The organism is Chryseobacterium herbae (assembly GCF_025154075.1).
In the GTDB taxonomy this organism is placed as follows: Bacteria; Bacteroidota; Bacteroidia; order Flavobacteriales; family Weeksellaceae; genus Chryseobacterium; species Chryseobacterium herbae.
Window position 1 is genome coordinate 185,470 of sequence record NZ_JAOAMU010000006.1, and the last position, 21,784, is coordinate 207,253.

Consider the following 21,784-nt stretch of genomic DNA (forward strand, 5'->3'; position numbering starts at 1 on the left):
TGAATTTTTGATAAATTTACGCCCACTTCTATTTAAAAAAAACGTCCAAAAATTAATGACCGGACACAGCTGAGACTTTAAAAAATAAAATTAATAAAATGAGCAACTTAGACCAGAAGAGGTTTCCAATAGGTGAGTACCAGCAACCTGAGAGCATCTGTGATATTAAACTTGATGAATACATTAAAGTCATCAAAAACTTTCCTGAAAAACTGAAAAACTCAATAGAGAATCTCTCTGATGATCAGTTGGACACGCCTTACAGAGAAGGAGGATGGACGGTAAGACAGCTTGTGAACCATATTGCAGACAGTCATATCAACAGTTTTATCCGTTTGAAACTGGCATTAACGGAAGATAACCCAACCATAAGACCTTATGATGAGGCCAAATGGGCAGAACTTCAGGACAGTGTCAATATGCCGATAAAACCTGCTATGAGAATGATAAAAGGGACTCACCAACGATGGACTGCTTTGCTTAAAACCCTTACTAATAAGCAATTCGAGAGAACTTTTCATCATCCCGAGCAAAACCAGAATTATGATCTGAGAAATTATCTTGCTTTATATGTCTGGCATTGCAACCATCATTTTGCCCACATCGAAAATCTGAAGAAGGAAAAAGGGTGGTAAAAAAGAGTCTGCACAATCCGGTTTATTTTGAAGAGATCATTCAAAGGATTTCCCTGCTCAATGAAAATTCTCCACGAAAATGGGGAAAAATGAGTATTTCCCAGATGTTAACACACTGTGAGCTTGTTCTTAAGGTACCATTGAGGAAAATTGAACTTCCCAAGATTAACATCCTTTTTGAAACCATAGGAGCGGCAACCAAAATAGAAATGCAGGTCTTTAACAACGGAATTCCCCGAAACATGCCCACTTTTCAAAAACTAATCGTTAATTTTGAATGTGATTTTGATGAATCAAAAACCAATCTGCTGAATACACTGAAGGATTTCCGGACGGCATCTGAACATAAAGAGCTTCCGGACCGCCACAGATTATTCGGTACAATGACTGAAAAGGACTGGGGATTTTTAGAGTACAAACATCTTGATCATCATTTAAAACAATTTAATGTATGAGTTTTTTTGATAAAATATTCGGAGGAAAAGAAAACACCCCTGAACGTAAATCTTTCTGGAAAAAAATAGAATCTGAGGAAGATCTGGCTAAAGCAATTGAAAGTTCGTATCATCATAGAATAGCTATTTTCAAACATTCTACACGCTGCTTCATCAGCAAAACGGTATTGAATAACTTTGAAAGAGAAATAGATAATTTAGATCATCAACTGGATTTATATTACCTAGATTTGCTGGAACACAGAGCGATTTCAAATAAAATATCTAAGGATCTTGAAATCAGGCATGAAAGCCCGCAGCTGATCATCATCGAAGACGGGAAAGTGATCAACAGCGCTTCGCACGAAGATATATCTATAAGCCAGATTATATAATGAAGAATATTAACACGTATTTAGCTAAAGTACTCAATGTTCCCATAGAAAAAGTGAACATGTGCAGCTTACACTACGAAGTAAAGAAAATACCTAAAAACCAGTTTCTTTTACAGTATGGTGAAATATGCAGGCATATATTCTTTGTAGAAAAAGGGCTTTTAAAGATGTATTCCATCGATAAAAACGGTAAAGAACACATCATACAATTCGCTCCTGAAAGCTGGCTGATTTCTGACCGAAGCAGTCTTTATTTTAACGAAAAATCCATTTACTATATAGAAGCGGTGGAAGACACGGAAGTTCTGTTTCTACATCCCGATTTCTTCAACAAACTGGTAGAACAGTTCCCGAACAGTATCGAAAGGAGTGATTTCCTGCTGCAGAAACACATCCGAAGTCTGCAGAACAGAATCAATTCTCTGCTGGGCGAAACGGCCGAAGAAAGATACATGAAGTTCATCAAAATGTACCCGGATCTTCTTCTGAGAGTCCCGCAGTGGATGATCGCTTCCTACCTTGGAATCACGCCTGAGAGCTTAAGCAGGGTAAGAAAAGAACTGGCCAGGAAAAATTTCGTTCCGGACAAATAATATCAGATCCTTTTTGCAAGATTACCGACCTGCTGCAGGCACAGCTTGGTTTCTTCCGTCCATGGAAGGCCGATACAGAGACGCATGCAGTTTTCAAACTGATCCTGAAGGGTAAACATCCTGCCGGGAGCAATACTGATGTTCTGTTTAATCGCGAGATCGTACAGTTCAGTGGTCCGGATCTTTTTATCAAATTCGACCCAAAGTGAGAGACCTCCCTGAGGACGGCTGGTTTTTGTGCCTTCCGGAAAATAATCAACGATGGTCTGTACATAATTCTGATAATTATTCTGAAGTGCCCTTCTCATCTGCTGGAGGTGCTTTTCATAGCGTCCTGATTTGAGAAAATTGGCAACCGCTTCATTCACAATCGAAATAGAAGACGTGGAATGAAGCAGTTTAAGCTTCATGATCTTGTCTTTATACCGGCCTGGAGCAATCCAGCCTACACGGTATCCGGGCGCTAAAGTCTTTGAAATAGAACTGCAATACAATACATTTCCATCCTTATCAAAAGATTTACAGCATTTCGGACGGGTGGAACCGAAATAAAGATCGCCATACACATCATCTTCAATCAGGGGAATATGATGTTCGGACAGAAGTCTTACAATCTCTTTCTTATTTTCATCCGGCATACAGCTTCCCAGCGGTGAATTGAAATTCGGGATTAATAAACACAGATTGATTTGGGAAATTACTTTTCTCAAAGCATCAATTTCAATACCTGTCGTCGGGTGCGTGGGAAGTTCAAGTACATTTAAGCCCAAGCCGTTTGCCAACTGAAGAATTCCGGGATAACAAGGGCTTTCAATGGCTATCGTATCGCCGGGTTTTCCCAAAGCCATAAGGCAGAAGGAGAGGGCATTCATCCCACCGTTTGTGGTAACGAGATCATTTTCACTGAGGTTTCCGCCCCATTGAAGGGAACGGACTGCAATCATTCTCCGCAGTTTTAAATTCCCCTGAAGTTCTTCATATCCCGTTCCTCCGTCTTTTAATTCCCGGGTTGCATTGATGATCTCTTTCTTTAATTTAGCCTGCGGCAGAAGGTCTCCCGAAGGAATTCCGATAGAAAAGAAAGTGAGTCCTTTTTTACCCATATTTTCATACACCTTGCTGATCAGTTCATCCGGTTCATTATTATTGGCCATCAGTGATGGGCTGCTCACTTCAGGAAGAGGGAGTTTTACAGACATCAGTCTGCTGACAAAATAACCGGATTGCGGCTTGGATTCAATTAATGACTGTGACTCAAGTTCCAGGAAGACCCGTTTGGCTGTATTCATGCTCACCTGGTGCTCCTGACACATCATTCTTACCGAAGGAAGCTTATCTCCGGCTTTCAATACGCCATTTCTGATCTGGGATGCTATTCCGTCTGCAATCTCATTATAGATAAATTCTCTGTTCATATTTTTTGCAACTGTGCTCATGCAAATATACAAAACTGAGACTGTGTTTATTCGTTTCAGCTTTCTAATTTTGAACTATTAAAAAAGATAATAAAATGATGACTGATAAAATATCAAAAGACGAAAGTGTAAGCGGATGGATCAATGGTTTCATAGGGGTGCTGCTATTCAGCGGATCAATGCCGGCCACTAAATTAGCCGTAATGGAAATGAGCCCGATCTTTGTTACCATAGCCCGTGCAGCCATTGCAGGAATTCTGGCCCTCTCTGTCCTGATGATCTATAAAGAAAAGCGTCCTGAAAAAAGACAGATATTTCCTCTTCTACTGGTTTCTATAGGTTGTGTGGTGGGGTTTCCGCTGCTTTCTGCACTGGCACTTCAATATCTGACCTCGGCACATTCTATTGTGTTTTTGGGAATGCTTCCTCTGGCAACCGCTATATTCGGGGTTCTTCGTGGTGGGGAACGGCCGCATCCTATATTTTGGCTCTTCTCAATTATTGGAAGCCTTTTGGTAATGGGATATGCCGTTTCACAGGGAATTTCAGCATCACCCATCGGCGATATCCTGATGTTGCTGGCTGTTATCTTATGTGGAATGGGCTACGCAGAAGGTGCAAAACTTTCAAAAACATTAGGCGGCTGGCAGGTGATTTCGTGGGCGCTGGTATTGGCTTTGCCGGTGATGATTCCTTTGTTTTTTATCTATTTTCCTGAACATATTGAGACCGTAAGTTTTCAGGGCTGGTTTGGAATGGCTTATATTTCTCTTTTCAGTATGTTCATCGGATTTATATTCTGGTACAAAGGTCTGGCGCAGGGTGGCATTGCTACTGTAGGGCAACTCCAGCTGTTGCAGCCTTTTTTCGGACTGGGACTTGCAGCCTATTTTCTTCATGAACAGGTGAGTATAGGAATGCTTGGCGTTACCATTGGGGTTATTTTATGTGTGGCAGGAACCAAAAAGTTTGCGAAATAATCGAAAATAAAACATTATGATTCTAATCATAAAATAGCGTTTTGTAATTAAATTATCTTTAGGCATATCCTACAAAATATAATGATTATGAAATTCTCCGTTTTACTTATGGTTTTAGGCTTAACTGTATTGAGCTGCAAAAAAGAAACTAAAGCGAATCCTTCTACAAAATCAGACAGTGTGGTTATTGATACCATACCTTCTGATATGTTACCTACAATGGATAGTGATGCCACTAAAAAAATGGACACTGTAAAAGCCATCAAAAAATAATTTTACCCTCATAGATTTTAAAACCCGTTTTTGTACTAAAGCGGGTTTTAATACCCTCAGGTTGGCTGTGAGGATCAATTTCTCGAACGATAATTTTATCTTTGATAATATCTTAATTTATGAGTATAATTATTGTTTAAAATTCAAATAATAAATTAATTATATTAAATTTTAATAATTAATTTAACTTTATTTAACGTTTTATTCAATCGATAAGGTTCGATATTTGCATGCGCTATACAGAACGAAGTTCCCATGAAATTTTTGGTAAGGGGATTATTGTGCATAAAGAGAGACAAAATTGTTCAGATTAAAGATTGAAAAATTTTATACTAAAACGCGGTTTCAATAATATAATTTCCCTATTTTTTATTGAAAATATTTTAAAGACATACGTATGAAAACAATAAGCTGTATGAATATTGACGAAGAGCAGTTATATTCATCGGGAGGAGACGTAAAACAGTATAAAAAAGGTGAACTTGTATACAGAGAAGGAGACCATGCGCTTTATTATTTCCAGATCAGAGAAGGAAAGGTGAAACTCAATAATTATGATGATGAAGGAAAAGAATTTATACATAATATTTTTGGAGTAAAACAGAGCTTTGGGGATTCAATGCTTTTTTTAGATAAATTCTATCCAACGAATTCAGTCTGTATTGCCCCTGCGGAGATTATAAGAGTACCGAAGGACCGGTTTCTGGAGCTGATAAAGAAGCATCATCATCTTTCTCTGGAAATGAATGCCTGTCTTTCTCAAAGACTGTATTTTAAAGCGATTATGCTGCAGAACATCGCATCCCTGAACCCGATTTCCCGACTAAAAGGGCTTCTGGATTATCTTAAAAGTTATCATGACGACAGCTGTGGAAGTTGTTTTCAGATCGAACTCACCAGACAGCAGATTGCAAATCTTGTAGGGCTGAGGGTAGAAACTGTAATCAGGGCTTTAAAAAAGATGGAGAAAGAAGGAAATATTACAATTGAAAACAGGAAAATTGTGTATTAAAAGGACTCCATTATGATCAAGGTCATAAAAAAGTGAATTATTCCCCTGTATATTTGAGATATCAAGTTTCAATACATTTCATAAGACCTCAGTAAGGGCAGCATGGAAGCTTTAGGCTTTCCGGATAGGATGATCAGATTCCAAACTGTTGCCGGGTTTCAAACATCATTATAGTAAGTTATACAATTCAGTTGAGCATACTGGAGATTTTGACGACCGCAGTTCAGAGGCTTGATTGAAATGAATAACCGGCTCATAATAAGTTATATAGGCTTATTGGAAGCTCAATATAACCACGATACTCAGATATATGGACTGTCAGAAAATAGTAAAGACCCTGAAGCACAAAGACTTTATCAAAGTGCCCTATAAAGGAAACTGGTTTGAGGACGGTGCAACTGTTTATGCAAAAGAGATCAGGGATAATATATTTTTACTGTTCGTTATTTTAAAGGACATAGAAATTGAAAATATCCAGGCACTGATCGCCCATTTTGACAGTTTCAGCAGTATCGGAATGAAAGAGCCGGAACAGATCATGTTTTATCTTTCAATCAAGAACAAGGAAGACCTTCATTATTTTGAAAAATATTTAAAAGTTTCCGATAACTAATAACCGATGAGCATATGATATTTGAAAATGACACTTTAAAACACTCCGGACTGAATGATAAAAACAATATGATAGAGAATGAATCTTTATTCCCGAGTGTTATCAATTCATACGGAGTAACCGCTTTTCTGATCAAGTCATTGGAAAAGATAAAGAACAATTCCAAATGCGATATTCTGAAAAATGTGATCGATAATTACATGAACGAATACATCCTGAATATCCGCGAATATCACGGCGAGAGAACTGAATCTGCAGCCCCTGTGGATACCGAAATAAAAATTGAGAACTCTTCTTTCACTTTATATGCTAAAACAGCGTATTACAAAGTATTAAAAGAAGAAGAATACCTGAATAAACTCCTGAGTACTTTGGAAAAAGACAGGATAAGTACAGAATAATCTTATCATCGATATTGTTTGACTTTTTACCCTTCACACCACCAAAAAAATTGATATGAAAAACGACACCCAAAAGAATAAAAAGTTAGACCAGCTGAATACGCATAGTACCTCTAATGAAAACGAGAAACTAACAACTGATCAAGGACTTAAAATCAATAATAACCAGGACTCACTAAAGGCCGGCGACAGAGGTCCTACACTCCTGGAAGATTTTATTCTAAGAGAAAAGATTACCCACTTTGATCATGAAAGAATTCCCGAAAGGGTAGTTCATGCAAGAGGTTCTGGGGCCCATGGCGTTTTTAAATTAAACAAAAGTCTCAAAGCGTATACAAAAGCAAAATTTTTGGATAATGTAGGAGACGAAACGCCTGTTTTTGTAAGATTTTCAACCGTTGCCGGAAGTAAAGGAAGTACCGACCTGGCCCGGGATGTAAGAGGTTTTGCCATAAAATTTTATACTGATGAAGGCAATTATGACCTTGTAGGAAATAATGTACCTGTCTTTTTTATACAGGATGCTCTAAAATTTCCTGATCTTATCCATGCGGTAAAACCGGAGCCTGACAATGAAATACCACAGGCAGCTTCCGCACATGACACGTTCTGGGACTTTATCTCACTGATGCCTGAAAGTATGCATATGATCATGTGGGTGATGAGCGACAGAGCCATTCCAAGAAGTTTAAGGATGATGGAAGGTTTCGGGGTACATTCCTTTAAATTTATTAATGAAGAAGGCAAGGTACATTTCGTTAAATTTCACTTCAAACCGAAATTAGGAGTGCATTCTGTAGCATGGGATGAAGCTCAGAGAATATCCGGGGTAGATCCCGACTTTCACAAAAGAGATTTATGGGAAGCCATTGAAAGCGGTGCTTTTCCGGAATGGGACTTCGGTGTACAGTTGATCCCGGAAGAAGACGAGCATAAATTCGATTTTGATCTTCTGGATCCTACCAAACTAATTCCCGAAGAAGAAGTTCCTGTAGAGATCTTTGGAACTTTGACACTGAATAAAAATCCGGACAACTTTTTTGCTGAAACAGAGCAGGTCGCATTTCATCCCGGACACCTGGTTCCCGGCATTGATTTTACCAATGACCCTCTGCTTCAGGGAAGACTGTTCTCTTATACGGACACCCAGTTATCCAGATTAGGATCGCCGAATTTCCATGAAATTCCAATTAACAGATCTGTGAATACCGTTCACAACAATCAGCGTGACGGACATATGAGACAGCAAATAGTAAAAGGAAAAGTAAGCTATGAGCCCAATTCCATCGGAGGAGGATGTCCTTATCAGGCCATGATGTCGGAAGGAGGATTTGTTTCTCAGGAAGAAAGGGTTTCCGGCGAAAAGGTCAGAAGAAGAAGCGAGAGTTTTGTAGATCATTATTCACAGGCAAAATTGTTTTATAACAGCCAGTCAGCACCTGAACAGACCCACCTTCAGAATGCTCTTATTTTTGAACTTTCAAAAGTAACGATTCCCGGGATCCGTGAAAGAATGGTAGGACAGCTTGCATTTATTGATAAGACTCTGGCTCAAAAAGTAGCTGATAAAGTAGGCGTGAAAGTGAAAAAGCTCGTAGAACCCAACCAAAGTATACCGGCAGACGGAAATGCATCAGAACTTCAGAGCAAAGAAAAAGAGCCTAAAACCAAGGTTTCTGATGCGCTGAGCATGAAAGATACCATAAAAGATACCATTAAAAGCAGAAAGATCGGCTTTATCATCGCTAATGGTACAGATGGAAAAGCACTCAATGATTTAAAATCAAAGCTTGAATCGGAAGGGGCAAAAGTAGAACTTATCGCACCCAGTGTAGCTCCCGTTAAAACCAAAGACGGATCAGCTCTTATGCCAAAACATTCTCTGACGAGCATTGCCAGTGTCTGCTTTGATGCTTTATACATCAGTGCCGGAGAAAAATCAACGAAAGAACTTATGGCTCCGGAAAATAAACATCATGTGCTGCAGTTCATCAATGAAGCTTACAAACACTGTAAAGCCGTTTATTTTGGAGCAGAAACGGAAGAACTTTATAACAACAGCAATATTGCTGCAAAAAAGCATGAAGATCCGGCAGTAGTGATCTGGAAAGACAGCAGTTCTGATAAGCAGTTTATCACAGCAGTTTCCAAACACAGAGTTTGGGATCTTGAACCGGAAAGAAACGCGTAAACCCACGAATACCCTTCACACCACACTAAATATTTAAAATTATGGAATTTCAAAAAAATCTTTTAGAATATATCAGCCAGTCTATCATGACTGCAGGTGAAACAATTGCGGTGGCGGAGAGCGTTACCTCAGGATGCCTGCAACTGGCTTTTTCACAGATGCCTAATGCTACTCTTTTTTACAAAGGAGGCATGACAGCCTATACACTCCCTCAAAAGGTAAAACTATTGCAGGTAGACAGAGCAGAAGCCGAAGAATGTGACTGCGTATCTGAAAATGTAGTACGAACCATGGCACTGAACGTAGCAAAACTATTTGAATCAGACTGGTCAATTGCGACCACTGGCTATTTCACTCCGATAAGAAACTCCATGTACAAGATTTTCGCCTATTTTTCATTTTCTTATAAAGGGGAGATCATTCTTACCAAAAAACTGGAACTACATCCTAAAACACAGGCTTTAAACGCTCAGATGTATTATACGGAATTTATTTTAGGATGTTTTAAAAGTGAAATAAACCAGTTATTGATTTTAAAATAATTTCATTGAGAAAGTAGATTAGATCAGTCTCAAAATTCTGAGATCTGCATCTTGAAATTTAATAGTAAACTTTAAGCTCGTTACCATGTCCAAAAAAAGTTTCTTCTATCGTAACAGTTTAAGTATTGTTGTACTCGGATTAATGCTTGTTTGTCTTTTGGGGCAGTTCTTAACGGGATGGAAAACATTAAATAAAGAACTGGCAGAACAGGGAAGTTCTGTACTGTCTCTGGGATCTTATATTCACAGCGGACATTTTATACAGGCAACATTTGAAAACTGGGAAAGTGAATTTCTTCAGATGATGCTGTATATCGTTCTGACCGTTTCTTTAAGGCAGAAGGGCTCCAGTGAATCAAAATCTCTGGAAGAAAAAGAGGAGGTGGACAAAGAACCGAAATTTCATGCAAAAGCCCCGTGGCCTGTTAAGAAAGGCGGAATATGGCTTGCCTTGTACAAACATTCCTTATCCTTAGTTTTTGCTCTTCTGTTTCTGGCAAGTTTTGGAATGCATTTTTACGGCAGTCTCAAAGATTATAATGAGGAACTGATGGTAAAGCACGAGCCTACCGTTACAGCTATGCATTATATATCCGACTCCAGATTCTGGTTTGAATCTTTTCAGAACTGGCAGAGTGAATTTTTAGCTGTTTTCTCTATAGTGGTACTGTCGATCTGGCTCCGTGAAAAAGGCTCCCCCGAATCCAAGCCGGTAGACATGGCACACGACGAAACACCTTAGCTGAGTTTTTTCACCTTAGGTTTCGATTTCATAATCGAATCATAAGAAGACGTAAAAGCCGATAAGCTCTGGTAGCCGACTTTGTAGGCGATCTGGCTTAAGGTAAACTGCCCTATATCGATCAATTCTATACTTTTCAAGATTCTTACGAGCTGATGGTATTTTTGAAGCGTAATTCCGGTTTCACTCTTAAATATTCTCTGCAGACTGCGGACGGACATCTGTGCTTTTTCTGCCAGTTCATCAGCATTCAGGCTGTATTTAAAATTGGTATTGATAGATGTACAGACAGGAATAAGTCTGGCATCCGACGGAACGGGAATTTCAAGATAACTGCTTTCTCTGCAGAAATTCGGCAGACTTTTTAAAATAGCCTTAAAAAACAAATCCTGCTCCTCATCTTCTTCCGTTAACTGGTTCCATTTCGAAGCATACAAAAGCATTTCCTTTAAAACAGGAGGAACTGCAAAAACGTGAACATCTTTATAAAAATCATCATTAAAAACGTTTTTAAATAAAAAGACCATCAAATTGACCGTTTTTGCTTCAGAAGTAATCCTGTGCGCCTTTCCCGAAGGAACCCAAATTACATGATACTGTGGCACAAGATAGATCTTCTGGTCAATATGAAAATACTGATAGCCCTCTTCCACAAAGGTAAGTTGGGCACGGTGATGGGCATGCTCATGATCATCATGTTTCCAATCTTTTTCACACCAGACATAGGCTTCTTTTCCGATGGTGTCTACAAAACGGCTATCCTTTTGTTCCTTTAAACCGCATTTTACGATGTCGTTCTGCATAGAATTTTTGGCAAATTTAATAAAAACGACAATACTAATTTTGTATGGTAATTATTTATCTATTAAAAATGAAAAAACTAAGTACGGTTTTTGTATTAATTTTATTATTAAAAATCACCACAATCATGGCACAAGACAACAAAGCTAAAATACTGGTCCTCATTCATTCTGATAATGGCGGAACCTACGAATTGGCTAAAGAAATAGCAACCGGCATCGAAAGCAGCAAAAATGCTACAGCCGTCATCAAACAGGTAAAAGAATCTCAAAACACAAAACTGAAAAATATTCCTGTCGCATCCGTGGAAGAACTGCCTTCTTACGACGGAATCGCGTTTGGATCGCCTGTTTATTTCGGGAATATCAGTACTGGGATGAGTGAATTCTTATCGAAGACCGTTAATTTATGGACAAATCATTCACTAGAAGGAATGCCTGCCACTGTTTTTATGTCTGCAGGAAGTGGTGCGGGAAAAGAACTGGCTCTTAATGCGTTCTGGAATACTTTAGCCGTTCACGGAATGGTATTGGTTTCCAACGGAATCAGAGGAACTGAAGGTATCAATAAAACCATTCCTCAGGGAAATACCGTTTTAGGCGTTACAAGTATGGCCTCACTGAAAGATGTGGAAAGACCTACCAAAGATGAGCGTGCGCTGGCAGAACTTCAGGGAAGTAATTTTGCTAAAACGGCTTTAGCTTTGAAAGGAACATTCAGCAAAAAAATGACAGCAGCAGTTTCTGTAGAAAAATCCGAAGATATCAATGCTGTTTTGAAACAGAAAAATATAACCCTTCCAAAAGTTCCTCAACCAGCCGGAAATTATAAGCCGTATGTACGTTCAGGAAATCTGGTATTCATCAATCAGGTGGCTTTGAAAGACGGGAAAATTTTAAACCCGGGAAAATTAGGCGTTAGTGTGAATGAAGAACAGGTAAAAGAGGCTACAAAAGCGACGATGCTTAACGTTATTGCGGTTTTAAAAGAAGCAGTAGGCGGTGATCTTAATAAAGTAAAGCAATGTGTGCAACTTACCGGAATCTTCAATACAAAAGATGATTACACAAAGCATGCAGACCTCATGAATACAGCTTCAGATCTGACGGTAGAAATTCTGGGTGAAAAAGGAAAACATGCGAGAGCCACTCTGGGAGCTTCCTCTATTCCTGTGAATTCTTCTGTGGAAATTCAGGCTATTTTTGAAGTGGAATAATTCACTTATTAACCCTATACAAATCTGCTTTATTTGCTCAATCTGCGGAAAAAATGAACTGCGAATTTCATTTTAATCTCTCGCGGATCCGGCAGATAGAGCAGATTTTTTTATTTCTGATTATGCTTCTGGATATCCATTCAATAGGGATGGGCTTTAGCCCATCTGAACAAGGAAAAAAAATTCAACGGCTTTAGCCAAAATATAGAATTATAAAATTATTTTACCCTGCTGATATGAAATTCCAAAACCTTGGAAATGATTTTTATACTATCCTCCAACTGTTCTTCGGAAAGAGATCCATAACTGAGTCTGAATCCGTTGATAATACGATCAGAACTGTATTGTTTCGGATGAATGATATTGATGCTTTTTTCAAGCAGTGAAGCCGTTACAGCATCCCAATCCAGATTTTCTTTCGGAACGATCCAGAAAGCAAGACCGCCTTCAGGAAGTGTAAAATCGGCGACATCTTTCAAATGCTTTTCCAAAAGGCTGTACACAAGATCTCTTTTGTTTTTATAATGGATGGTCGCTTTTTTGATATGTTTTTTCACCGTGCCCTCCTTGATTAATTGGAGGACAGCCTGTTCCATAATCACATCACCCTGAACATCAATGATCTTGCGCAAATCTCCTATTTTTTTGATCAGGTTGGGATCTTTGGATGCCAGATAGCCGATCCGTAGGGCAGGAGCGACCACTTTGCTCAATGTTCCCACGTAGACATAGCTGTTGAGTTCAGCAAAACTGGAAACGGGAAGAATAGGGCGGTACCCAAAATGGAACTCATTGTCATAATCATCTTCAATGATGGTTATTTCATTTTTGTTTGATAATTCAATTAATTCAAGTCTTCTTGCTAAACTTAAAGTAACCGTTGTAGGATACTGTCTGTGAGGGGTAATGTAGATCGCTTTTATATTTTTATTTTCTGCTAAAAGCTTTTCAATGTCTTTGATCATAATCCCTTCATCATCTATTGCTGCAGGCAGAAGCTCAGCTCCGGCGTATTCAAAGGCTTTCCATGCGGGTTTGTAACCGGGATTTTCCACAATCACCTGATCTCCGGGTTTTAGCAGGCATTGAGCGGTCAGAAACATCGCCATCTGGCTTCCTCTCGTGATCGAAACTTCATTTTCATTGATATGCATTCCGCGCTGGTGGTTCAGCATCTGGGAGATGGTTTTCCGGAATTCAATATCGCCGTGTTCATCGCTGTAACCCATCATCTGCCATTTTGCTTTCCTGTTAAAGATCTGGCGGTAGGCGCGGGCAAGTTCTGTCACCGGAGCTATTTTGCTGTCAGGATGGCCATCATCAAAATTGATTATGGGTCTGTTTAAAACGGATAAATCCTTTTCAGCTTCCGGACCTCTTGTATTGATTCTTTCCTGTAAAACCGGAAGTTTATCGGATACAAAGATTCCTTTTCTTTCTTTGGAAACGACCCATTCTTCATTAATAAGCACCTGATAGGCCTCCACTCCTGTATTTCTGTTGATTTTCAGCATCAACGCAAGATTTCTGCTTCCGGGAAGTGCATCCCCGGCATTGAGCCTTCCGGAACGTATATCCGCAATAATCGTATCCGCGATCTGCAGATAGACGGCTTTTTCAAGTTCTTTATCTATTTCAAATTCTAATTTCCAAGGACGAAGCATCTGGACTACCTATTTATGTAAAAACTGAATCATTTAAACAGTCCAAATATAAGGTAATTTTGTCATGCAATAACGCACAAACAATTAAAATTTAAAACATCATGGACAAAAAAGATTTCAGTTCAAAAGACTTTCACGAAACATTTGCAAGACCAAAGTACGTAAAACCTAGCCATTTAATTCATAAAAATGTAGAAAATGCAGGCGTGCACAATCAATTTTCAACAGAAAGAAAGCACCCGGTTTTCTTTGTAGATCTTCCAAGTAAAAACGTCAGCATGACTATCGGTGGATTAACTCCGGGTCAGCAAACCAACAGACACCGTCACACGTATGAAACCGTATTGTATGTGATCGAAGGAAAAGGATGGACAGAAGTAGAGGACGAGAGAGTACATTGGGAAGCAGGAGACGCGGTTTATATTCCTTCTTGGGCTTGGCACAAACATCAGAATCTCAGTGACACAGAGCCTGCCAAATATCTGGCTTGCGAAAATGCACCACAGCTTCAGAACTTAGGTGTGGCGTTGAGAGAAGAGGAAGGAAGAGATCTTTAGGGTTCAAAGGTTAAGGTTAAGGTTAAGGTTAAGGTTAAGGTTAAGCGATTCATTTGTAAAGATTTAGAGGAGAGCCTTTCTAACTAAATTCCAGAAAAACATCAAACCGAACACTTTTTTAAATATAAAATAAAGGATTTTTTCCCTAAACCCTAAACCCTAAACCCTAAACCCTAAACCCTAAACCCTAAACCCTAAACCCTAAACCCTAAACCCTAAACTCTAATTTATCATTTAATTAAAAAAAATAAAACATGAAAAATGTTCCATTCAAAGGCATCATTGCTTATCCCATTACGCCTTTTGACCAGAATGAGAAAGTAGATATTCCTCTTTTTAAAAAGCTGGTGGAAAGACTCATCGTTTCGGGAAGCCACGGAATTGCCCCATTAGGAAGTACAGGCGTGATGCCCTATCTGTCTGATGACGAAAAGGAAGCGATCACAGAAGCCTCTATACAACAGACCAACGGAAGGATTCCAACATTGGTAGGGGTATCAAACCTTACCACAGAAAAGACCGTTCATCATGCTCAATTTGCAGAAAAAGCAGGTGCGGATGCCGTGATGATCATTCCTATGAGCTACTGGAAACTGACGGATGATGAGATCGTAGCCCATTATGATGCAGTGGCCAGCAAGATTTCAATTCCTATCATGGCTTATAATAATCCGGCAACCAGTGGAGTAGATATGTCTCCGACACTTTTGAAAAGGCTTTTGGAGATCCCGAATATTACGATGATCAAGGAAAGTACGGGAGATATCCAGAGAATGCATTATCTGAGAAAAGAACTCGGCGAGGAAACGGCTTTCTACAACGGATCCAATCCATTGGCACTGGCTGCATTTACGGCCGGAGCAAGAGGATGGTGTACCGCAGCCCCCAATTTAATTCCTGAACTTAATGTGGGTTTGTACAAAGCCATTGAAGAAGGAAATTTAGAGAAAGCAAAAGAAGTGTTCTACAGACAGTTTGACCTGTTGAAATTCATTGTGAATAAAGGTCTGCCCAGAGCAGTCAAAGCAGGCCTGAATATTCTCGGTGAGGAAGGTGGAAGCTTAAGAAGTCCGCTAAAACCTCTGACCGAAAAAGAAACAGAAGAACTTAGAAATATTATTAAAACCCTTGTAAATTAATTTAAATTATGAAAAAACCAGTTTTTTATCACGCAGGATGTTCAGTATGTGTAAGTGCAGAACATGACATCATTAACCTTATCGGTGCTGACAACGTAGAGATTGTTCATTTAGGAAATGACAGGAATAAGATTACAGAAGCTGAAAATGCAGGTGTAAAGTCGGTTCCTGCTTTGGTAACGCCGAACGGAAATGTTCTCCATATCAATTTTGGAGCATCCATGGAGGATGTGAAGAAATAAAAAAACTGATGGCTTCGAAAGCTTCAGCCACCAGTTTTTTTTGATATCAGTTTAATATTTATGTTGTAGAAAAGGTGGTTTCGGAATCCGAAGCCCCCTTTATCTTATACGATGGCATTGCCTTCTACGCCGTCGGAGTTATTGGTTTTAATGCCCGTCAGAGCCGAAGCTACAAAACTGAAAAGGCTCACCAGTTTTCCGGCTTTCGTATCCCAGTAATAGGTTTCTTTAGGTTCCACGCGAATGATGCTTACATCCGGATCATCTTTTTCCGTCAAACCATGCCTTGGCCATCGGCGACCATTTTTCTTCTATGGTAGCTTTATCCTTATAAACAGAAGCTTGTCCAAAGACCGAAAGATATTGTGAATCACCATTATTCATAAAGAAAAGCTGAACTCTGCGGTCATCCTTGATCTCAAAATTCTTATTGCTGGTTGCGCTGCTGATGAACCATAAATTTCCGCTGTCATCTGTTTCCTGAAGAGTCATTGGCCGGGAATTCAAAGGTGTGGTTTCGAGTTCGGTACAGAACATACAGATTCTTGCTTTTTCCGACAGTTCCTGAATTTTTTTAATGGCTTCGAGGTGGGTTAAATTTTTTGTTGACATAATATTATATTTTAAGTGATTGGAATTTTAGAATATACAATACAGTATTTGTTGTTCCGTATAGTTCAAAAATCTAACCAAAAGGATATGACACCAAAGTATTGTCCATTAAATATCCCCGTTTTTCCGGTTTTTTTGTCAACAAAACAATTGGATTAAAAAGAGAATAGATTTAAGACTTAAAAAAAATACCTGTGCTCATCAGAAATATTTATTTTTGTTGATAGAACCTTATTTCAAAAGGGAATTCGAATCATTTCAATACGATAAAATCTGATGGAAAACTATGCGGTCATTTTAGTGATCATGGCCTTAATGATCGGTGTATCCGGTTTGGCAAGTAAAATAAAGATTCCGGTACCAATGCTGCTTTTAATTGTCGGCATTTTGATCGGCTTTGTCCCTGCAATGCCCGAAATTGAGATCAATCCCGAGATCATTATGCTGCTTTTTCTGCCACCGCTTTTGTATGATGCGGCTTTTAATATTTCTTTTCAGCAGTTTAAAGCCAATATCAATACCATAGGAACATTGGCTATAGGACTGGTGTTTTTAACGACGGCCGGAATTGCAGTTATCGCTTATTATTTAATTCCGGGCATGACCTGGCCACTGGCTTTTGTATTGGGATCTATTTTGTCCGCCACGGATGCTGTAGCTGCTGTTGGGGTCACAAAAGGATTAGGCCTGTCTCAAAGAACCATGACGATTCTGGAAGGAGAAAGCCTGATCAATGATGCTTCAGCTTTGGTTGCGTATCGTTTTGCGGTGGCTGCGGTCACGGGAATTACCTTTGTTACGTGGAAAGCCTCACGGGAATTTTTTGTTGTTTTAGGAGGTGGTCTTTTGGTAGGTTGGATTATTTTTAAAGCATTGTCGCTGACGATTGGTTTGTTTCGTAAAGATGCCATGGTGGTGAACAGTTTAATTCTTCTCATGCCATTCGTTACTTATCTTATTGCAGAACACTTCGGGGTATCAGGAGTCATTGCGGTGGTTGTGCTCGGTTTGGGAATGTCTAAACTGAGCAGGAATAAATTTCCGGATCACGTGAAAGAACAGTCCAGAAATTTCTGGGACATTATTATTTTCCTTCTGAATGGGCTGATATTTCTATTAATCGGTCTTGAGTTTCCGATCATCCTTAAGAAAATGCCTCATATTCAGGTTTGGACTTATGCCGGGTATGCCGTAATCATTGTGCTGGTTACTTTACTGATCAGAATGGCAAGGGTTTATTTGCAGCAGTTCAACCTTCAGAAAGCTTTTCAGGGGAAAAGAAAAATCAGTGAAGATGCCTTATTTGATTCCAAAACAAGCTTTATCATTACCTGGTCGGGAATGCGTGGAATTGTTTCATTAGCCATTGCGCTGGGTCTTCCGGCAACATTAAATGACGGCGAGCCTTTTCCCTTACGGAGTGAAATCGTTTTCCTCTCCATAGCAGTTGTCTTAATTTCACTTTTAGGACAGGGACTCACGTTGCCATGGATTATAAAAAAGCTTAAATTGTAGCCATGCAGATCTCTCCTCCCAAACAGCTGGCCAACTACATCAAGCACTATATCTTCTTAGAAAATCCGGAAGATATGATTAAAAATCTCCGCTTATTTGCTGATGGAAATACGGGTTTAATCATCTCCGCGGATATGAATATGCGTGACAGACAAGATAGCAATCTACCATTATCTTTTTTTTACGGACAACCTACCCAATATAAAGATCTGAGTACAAAAGGAAAATTTTCCTTACTGGCAGTCGTTTTTCAGCCCTATTTTTTCAATCTGCTGTTTGATGTGGCTGCTAAAGACATTAAAAATGAAATCGTTTCGGCTTCGGATATTTTAAAAGATCAGTTGCTGCCATTTCAGGAAAAGCTGGATAACAAAGAAGATCCGCAATCCATAATAGCAGCACTGAATACGTATTTCATGAAGCTGATCTCAACCAAAAATAATCCGGATTCATGGCTCATGAAGGTTCAGCAATATATGCTTCAAAATAAAGGAGCTTTGTCTCTGAAAGAACTGGAACATTTTACAGGATATTCTGAACGTCATATTGAACGGAAGTTTGAAGAAAATATCGGTATATCGCCCAAGAAATACAGTACCATCATCCGACTTCATCATTTTTTAAGTCTGATGAAAAACAGTACGGATCAAAACAGCATCGCCAGTCTTTCCTACGAAGCGGGATATTCGGATCAATCCCACCTGATCAGGGAATTTAAAAATACAATCGGATTGACACCCGGTCAGTATCTGAAAACTGAAAATAAACTGGCGGTCAATTTTATCGAAATTCCGTTTACCTAGCCAATGTCGGTTTTGTACAATCTTTGGATGTTTGTGACTGCTAGCTTTGCAGAAAAAAAGAATGGACAATCTCAAAGTTTCAACCGCCCAGTTCGAAAATAAAAGCGGTGACAAAGAATATAATCTATCAGTTATAGAAAAATTAGCTGCAGAAGCCGCTTCAAAAGGATCACAAGTCATTGTTTTTCATGAGTGTTCAATTACAGGCTACACTTTTGCCCGAAATCTGACCAAAGAACAGCTTCTGGATGTCGCAGAATTCATTCCTGATGGAAAAAGCATTCAAAAATTGCAGCAAATTGCGGTCACGCATGATATTACTATTTTGGCAGGATTGTTTGAAAAAGATGAAAATGATCATATTTTCAAGGCTTACGTTTGTGTAGATAAAACCGGACTGAAAGCCAAATACAGAAAACTTCATCCTTTTATCAATCCAAATCTGACACCCGGAAACGAATACTGTGTTTTTGAAATTCATGGCTGGACATGTGGAATTCTGATCTGCTATGATAACAATATCGTTGAAAATGTAAGAGCTACGAGGCTTTTAGGGGCAGATATTATTTTTATGCCGCATGTGACGATGTGTACGCCTTCCACAAGGCCGGGTGCCGGTTTTGTAGATCCTGAATTATGGAAGAACAGAGTAGCTGATCCTACATCGCTCCGTTTTGAATTTGACGGAATGAAAGGAAGAGACTGGCTGATGAAATGGCTGCCTGCCAGAGCTTATGACAACGGAATTTATGCTGTTTTCTCCAATCCGATCGGGATGGATGATGATCAGTTGAAAAACGGATGCTCGATGATTATTGATCCTTTTGGAGATATCATTGCGGAATGTCGTTCATTTGAGGACAGTTTTGAAACGGCTGTTTTTACTCCTGAAAAGCTTACCCAGGCCGGCGGAAGCAGATATGTAAAAGCAAGAAGGCCGGAACTGTATCGTGACATCATTGGTATGGAACATCATTCTGAGCAGAAAGTGGTTTGGATGAAGGACAGTACTATTTAGTCTGGCTTAAGAGGATGGAAATTAGCCATGTCAAGGTTTTAAACATTGACATGGCTATTGCTCGAAATCAATCTCAATAATGACCAACTTCCTTACTTTATCAATCCCTGAAGATCAGTCCAGGCACCACCATTATGCACATGCTTAAATCCTCTTTGTTTTAAAATATTTTCAGCTTTTACGCTTCGAAGTCCGTGAGAGCATACTGTGATATAAGTTTTTTCACGATCCAGTTCAACATATCTTTCTCTGATGGTTCCCAAAGAAATATTTACTGAACCTTCAATATGTCCCATTTTATATTCTTTCTCGGTTCTTACATCGAGAATGACAGCCCCCTTTTTTAATCAATTGATCTAAGCCGTCATCTAAAGTCTGATATTTGTAAACCCGGTATAGAACATAAATTGTAAGTGCTGCTCCGCAAAATATCAGCACCGTTTTCATAATTTGCTCAGAATTTTGTTATCAATATAAAAGGTCCCGAAAGGAATAAAACATGCCAGAATCACTTTCCAGGTGGTTTCCTTAAACTTCCACTGCTGCTCAACGCCTACGCTTAAAGTATTAAACAGGAAAAGAAGGAATAAAGTTCCGTGAATTGGTCCCATCATCTTAACAAGTGCAGGGTTTCCAAGCCAGTACTTCATTGGAACGGCGATGAATACAAGAGTAAGCAGAGAGATTCCTTCCAGAATAGCCAGAATTCTCAGGCGTCCGATTTTTGTTTTTAATAAATGTCTCATAATTATCTGAAATAAGGTCTGTTAACAAAAGGGGAGAACGGCCATGGAATCGCTATAAAAATAACGGCAAGTGCAGTTGCGAACCAAAGGAGCATCGTTTTAAATTTTTCTCTGTCTGTAGGTTTTCTTTTCGCTAAAGCGGAACCAATCGTAATCAGTGCAATAGCCGTAATCATAAGGGAAATGTGGATCAGTCCGAAGAAAAGCAGATCCAGAGATTCTTTCGCCTCGTTGAAATTCTTCCAGAAATATTTAACAATCGGACTTTTAACATAGAGAATAATTCCTAAGATCAACTGGATATGAGCAATAGTTGCCGTCCAGTGCCTGACTGAATCATCTGTTTTGGAAAATACTTTATGATGAAAATATCCTCTGTAGGATCTCCATAAGGCATAAATAAGACTGAATAAAACGATCCAGCGGAATGTGGAGTGCAAAAAGGTAAGGGTCTGGTACATGGATGACTTTTTTGAACGCACCAAAGATATAATAAAAACATACTAACTAGTATGTTTTTTAAGAAAAAATTATTCCAATGAATTAAAATAATTCTTAAGTCCTTTTAAATAAATAAGATATACAGATTTTGAATTCTCCAGTTTCCCTAAATTCCTTACGCCCCAATACCCGGACATCACAAAAACCGCAATTTCTTTGGCATCCACATGTTCTTTTATGGAACCTTTCTTTTTCCCGTTTTCGATACAGGTGATCATTGCATTTTCCCAACGTTCTGCAAGCTCGTTCAGTGCTCTGGTGAAATCCATATGCCAGGGAGCCATTTCCTGGGTTAAATTGGAAGTAGGACATCCATATTCAACCTTCAGAAGCTCGTTTTCCATTAAGATTCCGTACACCAGCTGATAAATACTTTCCAACGGATGATCCGTGTTTTCAAGAGGTTCAATAAAAGTACTTCTGAAGTTGGTTTTCAAAAGTTCATTGATGATGGCAAGCCCCATTTCATCTTTCGTTTTAAAATGATAATAGAAGGCCCCTTTCGTCACTTGTGTAGTGGCAATGATCTCATCAACGCTGGTGGTTTTATACCCTTTTACATAGATCAGTTCAAAGGCTTTCTGGAGAATATTCAGGCGGGTGGCTTCCGATTTTTTCATTAGGATAACTGGCTTTATTGCAAAGGAACGGAATTTTTGTTCAAAAAAACAAACTATCATTATTCTGATACTTAAGTAGAATTTAAGTTATTTTTATAATACGATAATTCGTCGGAAATTTGTC

General features: G+C 39.1%; 28 protein-coding genes. 19 read left to right on the top strand and 9 right to left on the bottom strand.

Annotation, left to right across the window (positions count from 1 at the left end):
- Positions 1–98: 98 nt before the first annotated feature.
- The 4 genes from N0B48_RS18075 to N0B48_RS18090 are packed head-to-tail and all read left to right on the top strand — an operon-like array spanning position 99 to position 2,057.
- Positions 99–635 carry a YfiT family bacillithiol transferase gene (locus N0B48_RS18075; protein WP_259840359.1) on the top strand — a complete coding sequence of 179 codons (537 nt, stop codon included), beginning with the start codon at positions 99–101 and terminating at the stop codon, positions 633–635.
- Positions 629–1,090: a DUF1569 domain-containing protein gene (locus N0B48_RS18080; protein WP_259840360.1), complete on the top strand. Its 462-nt coding sequence runs from the start codon at positions 629–631 to the stop codon at positions 1,088–1,090. The genes N0B48_RS18075 and N0B48_RS18080 overlap by 7 nt, the downstream gene beginning before the upstream one ends.
- On the top strand, positions 1,087–1,464 hold the full coding sequence (gene ytxJ / locus N0B48_RS18085) for a bacillithiol system redox-active protein YtxJ (protein ID WP_259840361.1): 378 nt from the start codon (positions 1,087–1,089) through the stop codon (positions 1,462–1,464). Before N0B48_RS18080 ends, ytxJ begins: the two co-directional genes overlap by 4 nt.
- Positions 1,464–2,057, top strand: coding sequence for a Crp/Fnr family transcriptional regulator (locus tag N0B48_RS18090; protein ID WP_034730236.1), 594 nt, complete (start codon positions 1,464–1,466; stop codon positions 2,055–2,057). The genes ytxJ and N0B48_RS18090 overlap by 1 nt, the downstream gene beginning before the upstream one ends.
- Before the next feature lie 2 nt (positions 2,058–2,059).
- Here N0B48_RS18090 and N0B48_RS18095 read toward each other — a convergent pair whose 3' ends face one another.
- Positions 2,060–3,472 carry an aminotransferase-like domain-containing protein gene (locus N0B48_RS18095; protein ID WP_259840362.1) on the bottom strand — a complete coding sequence of 471 codons (1,413 nt, stop codon included), beginning with the start codon at positions 3,470–3,472 and terminating at the stop codon, positions 2,060–2,062.
- Between the two features lie 95 nt (positions 3,473–3,567).
- Between N0B48_RS18095 and N0B48_RS18100 the strand changes: the two genes are divergently transcribed.
- The 8 genes from N0B48_RS18100 (at position 3,568) to N0B48_RS18135 (ending at position 10,226) form a co-directional block, all read left to right on the top strand.
- Entirely contained in the window at positions 3,568–4,452 is an 885-nt protein-coding gene (locus tag N0B48_RS18100; RefSeq protein ID WP_259840363.1) for a DMT family transporter, read from the top strand.
- A gap of 87 nt (positions 4,453–4,539) precedes the next feature.
- Positions 4,540–4,725 (top strand): hypothetical protein, encoded by a 186-nt coding sequence (locus tag N0B48_RS18105; protein ID WP_259840364.1) that lies wholly within the window; start codon positions 4,540–4,542, stop codon positions 4,723–4,725.
- 397 nt (positions 4,726–5,122) lie between these two features.
- Positions 5,123–5,737, top strand: a complete 615-nt coding sequence (locus N0B48_RS18110; protein ID WP_259840365.1) for a Crp/Fnr family transcriptional regulator — start codon at positions 5,123–5,125, stop codon at positions 5,735–5,737.
- 310 nt (positions 5,738–6,047) lie between these two features.
- A complete protein-coding gene (locus tag N0B48_RS18115; protein WP_259840366.1) occupies positions 6,048–6,350 on the top strand; it encodes a hypothetical protein in 303 nt (100 codons plus the stop codon).
- Between the two features lie 14 nt (positions 6,351–6,364).
- On the top strand, positions 6,365–6,751 hold the full coding sequence (locus tag N0B48_RS18120; RefSeq protein WP_259840367.1) for a hypothetical protein: 387 nt from the start codon (positions 6,365–6,367) through the stop codon (positions 6,749–6,751).
- Between the two features lie 55 nt (positions 6,752–6,806).
- Positions 6,807–8,942, top strand: coding sequence for a catalase (locus tag N0B48_RS18125; RefSeq protein ID WP_259840368.1), 2,136 nt, complete (start codon positions 6,807–6,809; stop codon positions 8,940–8,942).
- A gap of 41 nt (positions 8,943–8,983) precedes the next feature.
- On the top strand, positions 8,984–9,484 hold the full coding sequence (locus tag N0B48_RS18130) for a CinA family protein (protein ID WP_259840369.1): 501 nt from the start codon (positions 8,984–8,986) through the stop codon (positions 9,482–9,484).
- An 85-nt stretch (positions 9,485–9,569) separates the two neighbouring features.
- Positions 9,570–10,226 (top strand): DUF6766 family protein, encoded by a 657-nt coding sequence (locus N0B48_RS18135; protein WP_259840370.1) that lies wholly within the window; start codon positions 9,570–9,572, stop codon positions 10,224–10,226.
- Here the strand turns inward: N0B48_RS18135 and N0B48_RS18140 are convergent.
- Entirely contained in the window at positions 10,223–11,029 is an 807-nt protein-coding gene (locus N0B48_RS18140) for an AraC family transcriptional regulator (RefSeq protein WP_259840371.1), read from the bottom strand. The genes N0B48_RS18135 and N0B48_RS18140 overlap by 4 nt on opposite strands.
- A gap of 68 nt (positions 11,030–11,097) precedes the next feature.
- Between N0B48_RS18140 and N0B48_RS18145 the strand changes: the two genes are divergently transcribed.
- On the top strand, positions 11,098–12,243 hold the full coding sequence (locus N0B48_RS18145; RefSeq protein ID WP_259840372.1) for an Atu1372/SO_1960 family protein: 1,146 nt from the start codon (positions 11,098–11,100) through the stop codon (positions 12,241–12,243).
- Positions 12,244–12,461: 218 nt separating this feature from the next.
- Here N0B48_RS18145 and pdxR read toward each other — a convergent pair whose 3' ends face one another.
- Complete coding sequence (pdxR, locus tag N0B48_RS18150) at positions 12,462–13,907, bottom strand: MocR-like pyridoxine biosynthesis transcription factor PdxR (protein ID WP_259840373.1); 1,446 nt, start codon at positions 13,905–13,907, stop codon at positions 12,462–12,464.
- Positions 13,908–14,008: 101 nt separating this feature from the next.
- Here pdxR and N0B48_RS18155 point away from each other — a divergent pair, with 101 nt between their 5' ends.
- The 3 genes from N0B48_RS18155 (at position 14,009) to N0B48_RS18165 (ending at position 15,845) form a co-directional block, all read left to right on the top strand.
- Positions 14,009–14,464 carry a cupin domain-containing protein gene (locus N0B48_RS18155; protein WP_048507048.1) on the top strand — a complete coding sequence of 152 codons (456 nt, stop codon included), beginning with the start codon at positions 14,009–14,011 and terminating at the stop codon, positions 14,462–14,464.
- A gap of 254 nt (positions 14,465–14,718) precedes the next feature.
- Entirely contained in the window at positions 14,719–15,603 is an 885-nt protein-coding gene (locus N0B48_RS18160; RefSeq protein WP_259840374.1) for a dihydrodipicolinate synthase family protein, read from the top strand.
- Positions 15,604–15,611: 8 nt separating this feature from the next.
- Complete coding sequence (locus N0B48_RS18165; protein WP_259840375.1) at positions 15,612–15,845, top strand: thioredoxin domain-containing protein; 234 nt, start codon at positions 15,612–15,614, stop codon at positions 15,843–15,845.
- Positions 15,846–15,949: 104 nt separating this feature from the next.
- Here N0B48_RS18165 and N0B48_RS18170 read toward each other — a convergent pair whose 3' ends face one another.
- Entirely contained in the window at positions 15,950–16,123 is a 174-nt protein-coding gene (locus N0B48_RS18170; RefSeq protein ID WP_259840376.1) for a pyridoxamine 5'-phosphate oxidase family protein, read from the bottom strand.
- Positions 16,107–16,457, bottom strand: a complete 351-nt coding sequence (locus tag N0B48_RS18175) for a pyridoxamine 5'-phosphate oxidase family protein (RefSeq protein WP_259840377.1) — start codon at positions 16,455–16,457, stop codon at positions 16,107–16,109. Before N0B48_RS18175 ends, N0B48_RS18170 begins: the two co-directional genes overlap by 17 nt.
- A 276-nt stretch (positions 16,458–16,733) precedes the next feature.
- Between N0B48_RS18175 and N0B48_RS18180 the strand changes: the two genes are divergently transcribed.
- The 3 genes from N0B48_RS18180 to N0B48_RS18190 all read left to right on the top strand — a co-directional run bounded on the left by N0B48_RS18180 (position 16,734) and on the right by N0B48_RS18190 (position 19,793).
- Complete coding sequence (locus N0B48_RS18180) at positions 16,734–17,972, top strand: Na+/H+ antiporter (RefSeq protein ID WP_259840378.1); 1,239 nt, start codon at positions 16,734–16,736, stop codon at positions 17,970–17,972.
- 2 nt (positions 17,973–17,974) lie between these two features.
- Positions 17,975–18,775 (top strand): AraC family transcriptional regulator, encoded by an 801-nt coding sequence (locus N0B48_RS18185; protein WP_259840379.1) that lies wholly within the window; start codon positions 17,975–17,977, stop codon positions 18,773–18,775.
- Positions 18,776–18,836: 61 nt separating this feature from the next.
- The gene (locus N0B48_RS18190) at positions 18,837–19,793 is read left to right on the top strand and encodes a nitrilase family protein (protein WP_259840380.1); all 957 of its coding nucleotides are present in this window, start codon (positions 18,837–18,839) and stop codon (positions 19,791–19,793) included.
- Positions 19,794–19,885: 92 nt separating this feature from the next.
- Here the strand turns inward: N0B48_RS18190 and N0B48_RS18195 are convergent, their stop codons facing one another.
- The 4 genes from N0B48_RS18195 to N0B48_RS18210 all read right to left on the bottom strand — a co-directional run bounded on the left by N0B48_RS18195 (position 19,886) and on the right by N0B48_RS18210 (position 21,660).
- On the bottom strand, positions 19,886–20,089 hold the full coding sequence (locus N0B48_RS18195) for a rhodanese-like domain-containing protein (protein WP_259840381.1): 204 nt from the start codon (positions 20,087–20,089) through the stop codon (positions 19,886–19,888).
- Between the two features lie 147 nt (positions 20,090–20,236).
- Positions 20,237–20,539, bottom strand: a complete 303-nt coding sequence (locus N0B48_RS18200) for a DUF3817 domain-containing protein (protein WP_259840382.1) — start codon at positions 20,537–20,539, stop codon at positions 20,237–20,239.
- 2 nt (positions 20,540–20,541) lie between these two features.
- The gene (locus N0B48_RS18205; RefSeq protein WP_259840383.1) at positions 20,542–21,000 is read right to left on the bottom strand and encodes a hypothetical protein; all 459 of its coding nucleotides are present in this window, start codon (positions 20,998–21,000) and stop codon (positions 20,542–20,544) included.
- Between the two features lie 69 nt (positions 21,001–21,069).
- Positions 21,070–21,660, bottom strand: a complete 591-nt coding sequence (locus N0B48_RS18210) for a TetR/AcrR family transcriptional regulator (protein ID WP_259840384.1) — start codon at positions 21,658–21,660, stop codon at positions 21,070–21,072.
- Positions 21,661–21,784 lie beyond the last annotated feature (124 nt).

Coding starts and splice junctions, on each gene's coding strand:
- N0B48_RS18155 (WP_048507048.1), top strand. CDS start 14,009: ATGGACAAAAAAGATTTCAGTTCAAAAGACTTTCACGAAACATTTGCA.
- N0B48_RS18165 (WP_259840375.1), top strand. CDS start 15,612: ATGAAAAAACCAGTTTTTTATCACGCAGGATGTTCAGTATGTGTAAGT.
- N0B48_RS18200 (WP_259840382.1), bottom strand. CDS start 20,539: ATGAGACATTTATTAAAAACAAAAATCGGACGCCTGAGAATTCTGGCT.
- N0B48_RS18205 (WP_259840383.1), bottom strand. CDS start 21,000: ATGTACCAGACCCTTACCTTTTTGCACTCCACATTCCGCTGGATCGTT.
- pdxR (WP_259840373.1), bottom strand. CDS start 13,907: ATGCTTCGTCCTTGGAAATTAGAATTTGAAATAGATAAAGAACTTGAA.
- N0B48_RS18195 (WP_259840381.1), bottom strand. CDS start 20,089: ATGGGACATATTGAAGGTTCAGTAAATATTTCTTTGGGAACCATCAGA.
- N0B48_RS18130 (WP_259840369.1), top strand. CDS start 8,984: ATGGAATTTCAAAAAAATCTTTTAGAATATATCAGCCAGTCTATCATG.
- N0B48_RS18160 (WP_259840374.1), top strand. CDS start 14,719: ATGAAAAATGTTCCATTCAAAGGCATCATTGCTTATCCCATTACGCCT.
- N0B48_RS18105 (WP_259840364.1), top strand. CDS start 4,540: ATGAAATTCTCCGTTTTACTTATGGTTTTAGGCTTAACTGTATTGAGC.
- N0B48_RS18135 (WP_259840370.1), top strand. CDS start 9,570: ATGTCCAAAAAAAGTTTCTTCTATCGTAACAGTTTAAGTATTGTTGTA.
- ytxJ (WP_259840361.1), top strand. CDS start 1,087: ATGAGTTTTTTTGATAAAATATTCGGAGGAAAAGAAAACACCCCTGAA.
- N0B48_RS18185 (WP_259840379.1), top strand. CDS start 17,975: ATGCAGATCTCTCCTCCCAAACAGCTGGCCAACTACATCAAGCACTAT.
- N0B48_RS18110 (WP_259840365.1), top strand. CDS start 5,123: ATGAAAACAATAAGCTGTATGAATATTGACGAAGAGCAGTTATATTCA.
- N0B48_RS18095 (WP_259840362.1), bottom strand. CDS start 3,472: ATGAACAGAGAATTTATCTATAATGAGATTGCAGACGGAATAGCATCC.
- N0B48_RS18120 (WP_259840367.1), top strand. CDS start 6,365: ATGATATTTGAAAATGACACTTTAAAACACTCCGGACTGAATGATAAA.
- N0B48_RS18175 (WP_259840377.1), bottom strand. CDS start 16,457: ATGTCAACAAAAAATTTAACCCACCTCGAAGCCATTAAAAAAATTCAG.
- N0B48_RS18145 (WP_259840372.1), top strand. CDS start 11,098: ATGAAAAAACTAAGTACGGTTTTTGTATTAATTTTATTATTAAAAATC.
- N0B48_RS18115 (WP_259840366.1), top strand. CDS start 6,048: ATGGACTGTCAGAAAATAGTAAAGACCCTGAAGCACAAAGACTTTATC.
- N0B48_RS18140 (WP_259840371.1), bottom strand. CDS start 11,029: ATGCAGAACGACATCGTAAAATGCGGTTTAAAGGAACAAAAGGATAGC.
- N0B48_RS18190 (WP_259840380.1), top strand. CDS start 18,837: ATGGACAATCTCAAAGTTTCAACCGCCCAGTTCGAAAATAAAAGCGGT.
- N0B48_RS18090 (WP_034730236.1), top strand. CDS start 1,464: ATGAAGAATATTAACACGTATTTAGCTAAAGTACTCAATGTTCCCATA.
- N0B48_RS18100 (WP_259840363.1), top strand. CDS start 3,568: ATGATGACTGATAAAATATCAAAAGACGAAAGTGTAAGCGGATGGATC.
- N0B48_RS18075 (WP_259840359.1), top strand. CDS start 99: ATGAGCAACTTAGACCAGAAGAGGTTTCCAATAGGTGAGTACCAGCAA.
- N0B48_RS18180 (WP_259840378.1), top strand. CDS start 16,734: ATGGAAAACTATGCGGTCATTTTAGTGATCATGGCCTTAATGATCGGT.
- N0B48_RS18125 (WP_259840368.1), top strand. CDS start 6,807: ATGAAAAACGACACCCAAAAGAATAAAAAGTTAGACCAGCTGAATACG.
- N0B48_RS18210 (WP_259840384.1), bottom strand. CDS start 21,660: ATGAAAAAATCGGAAGCCACCCGCCTGAATATTCTCCAGAAAGCCTTT.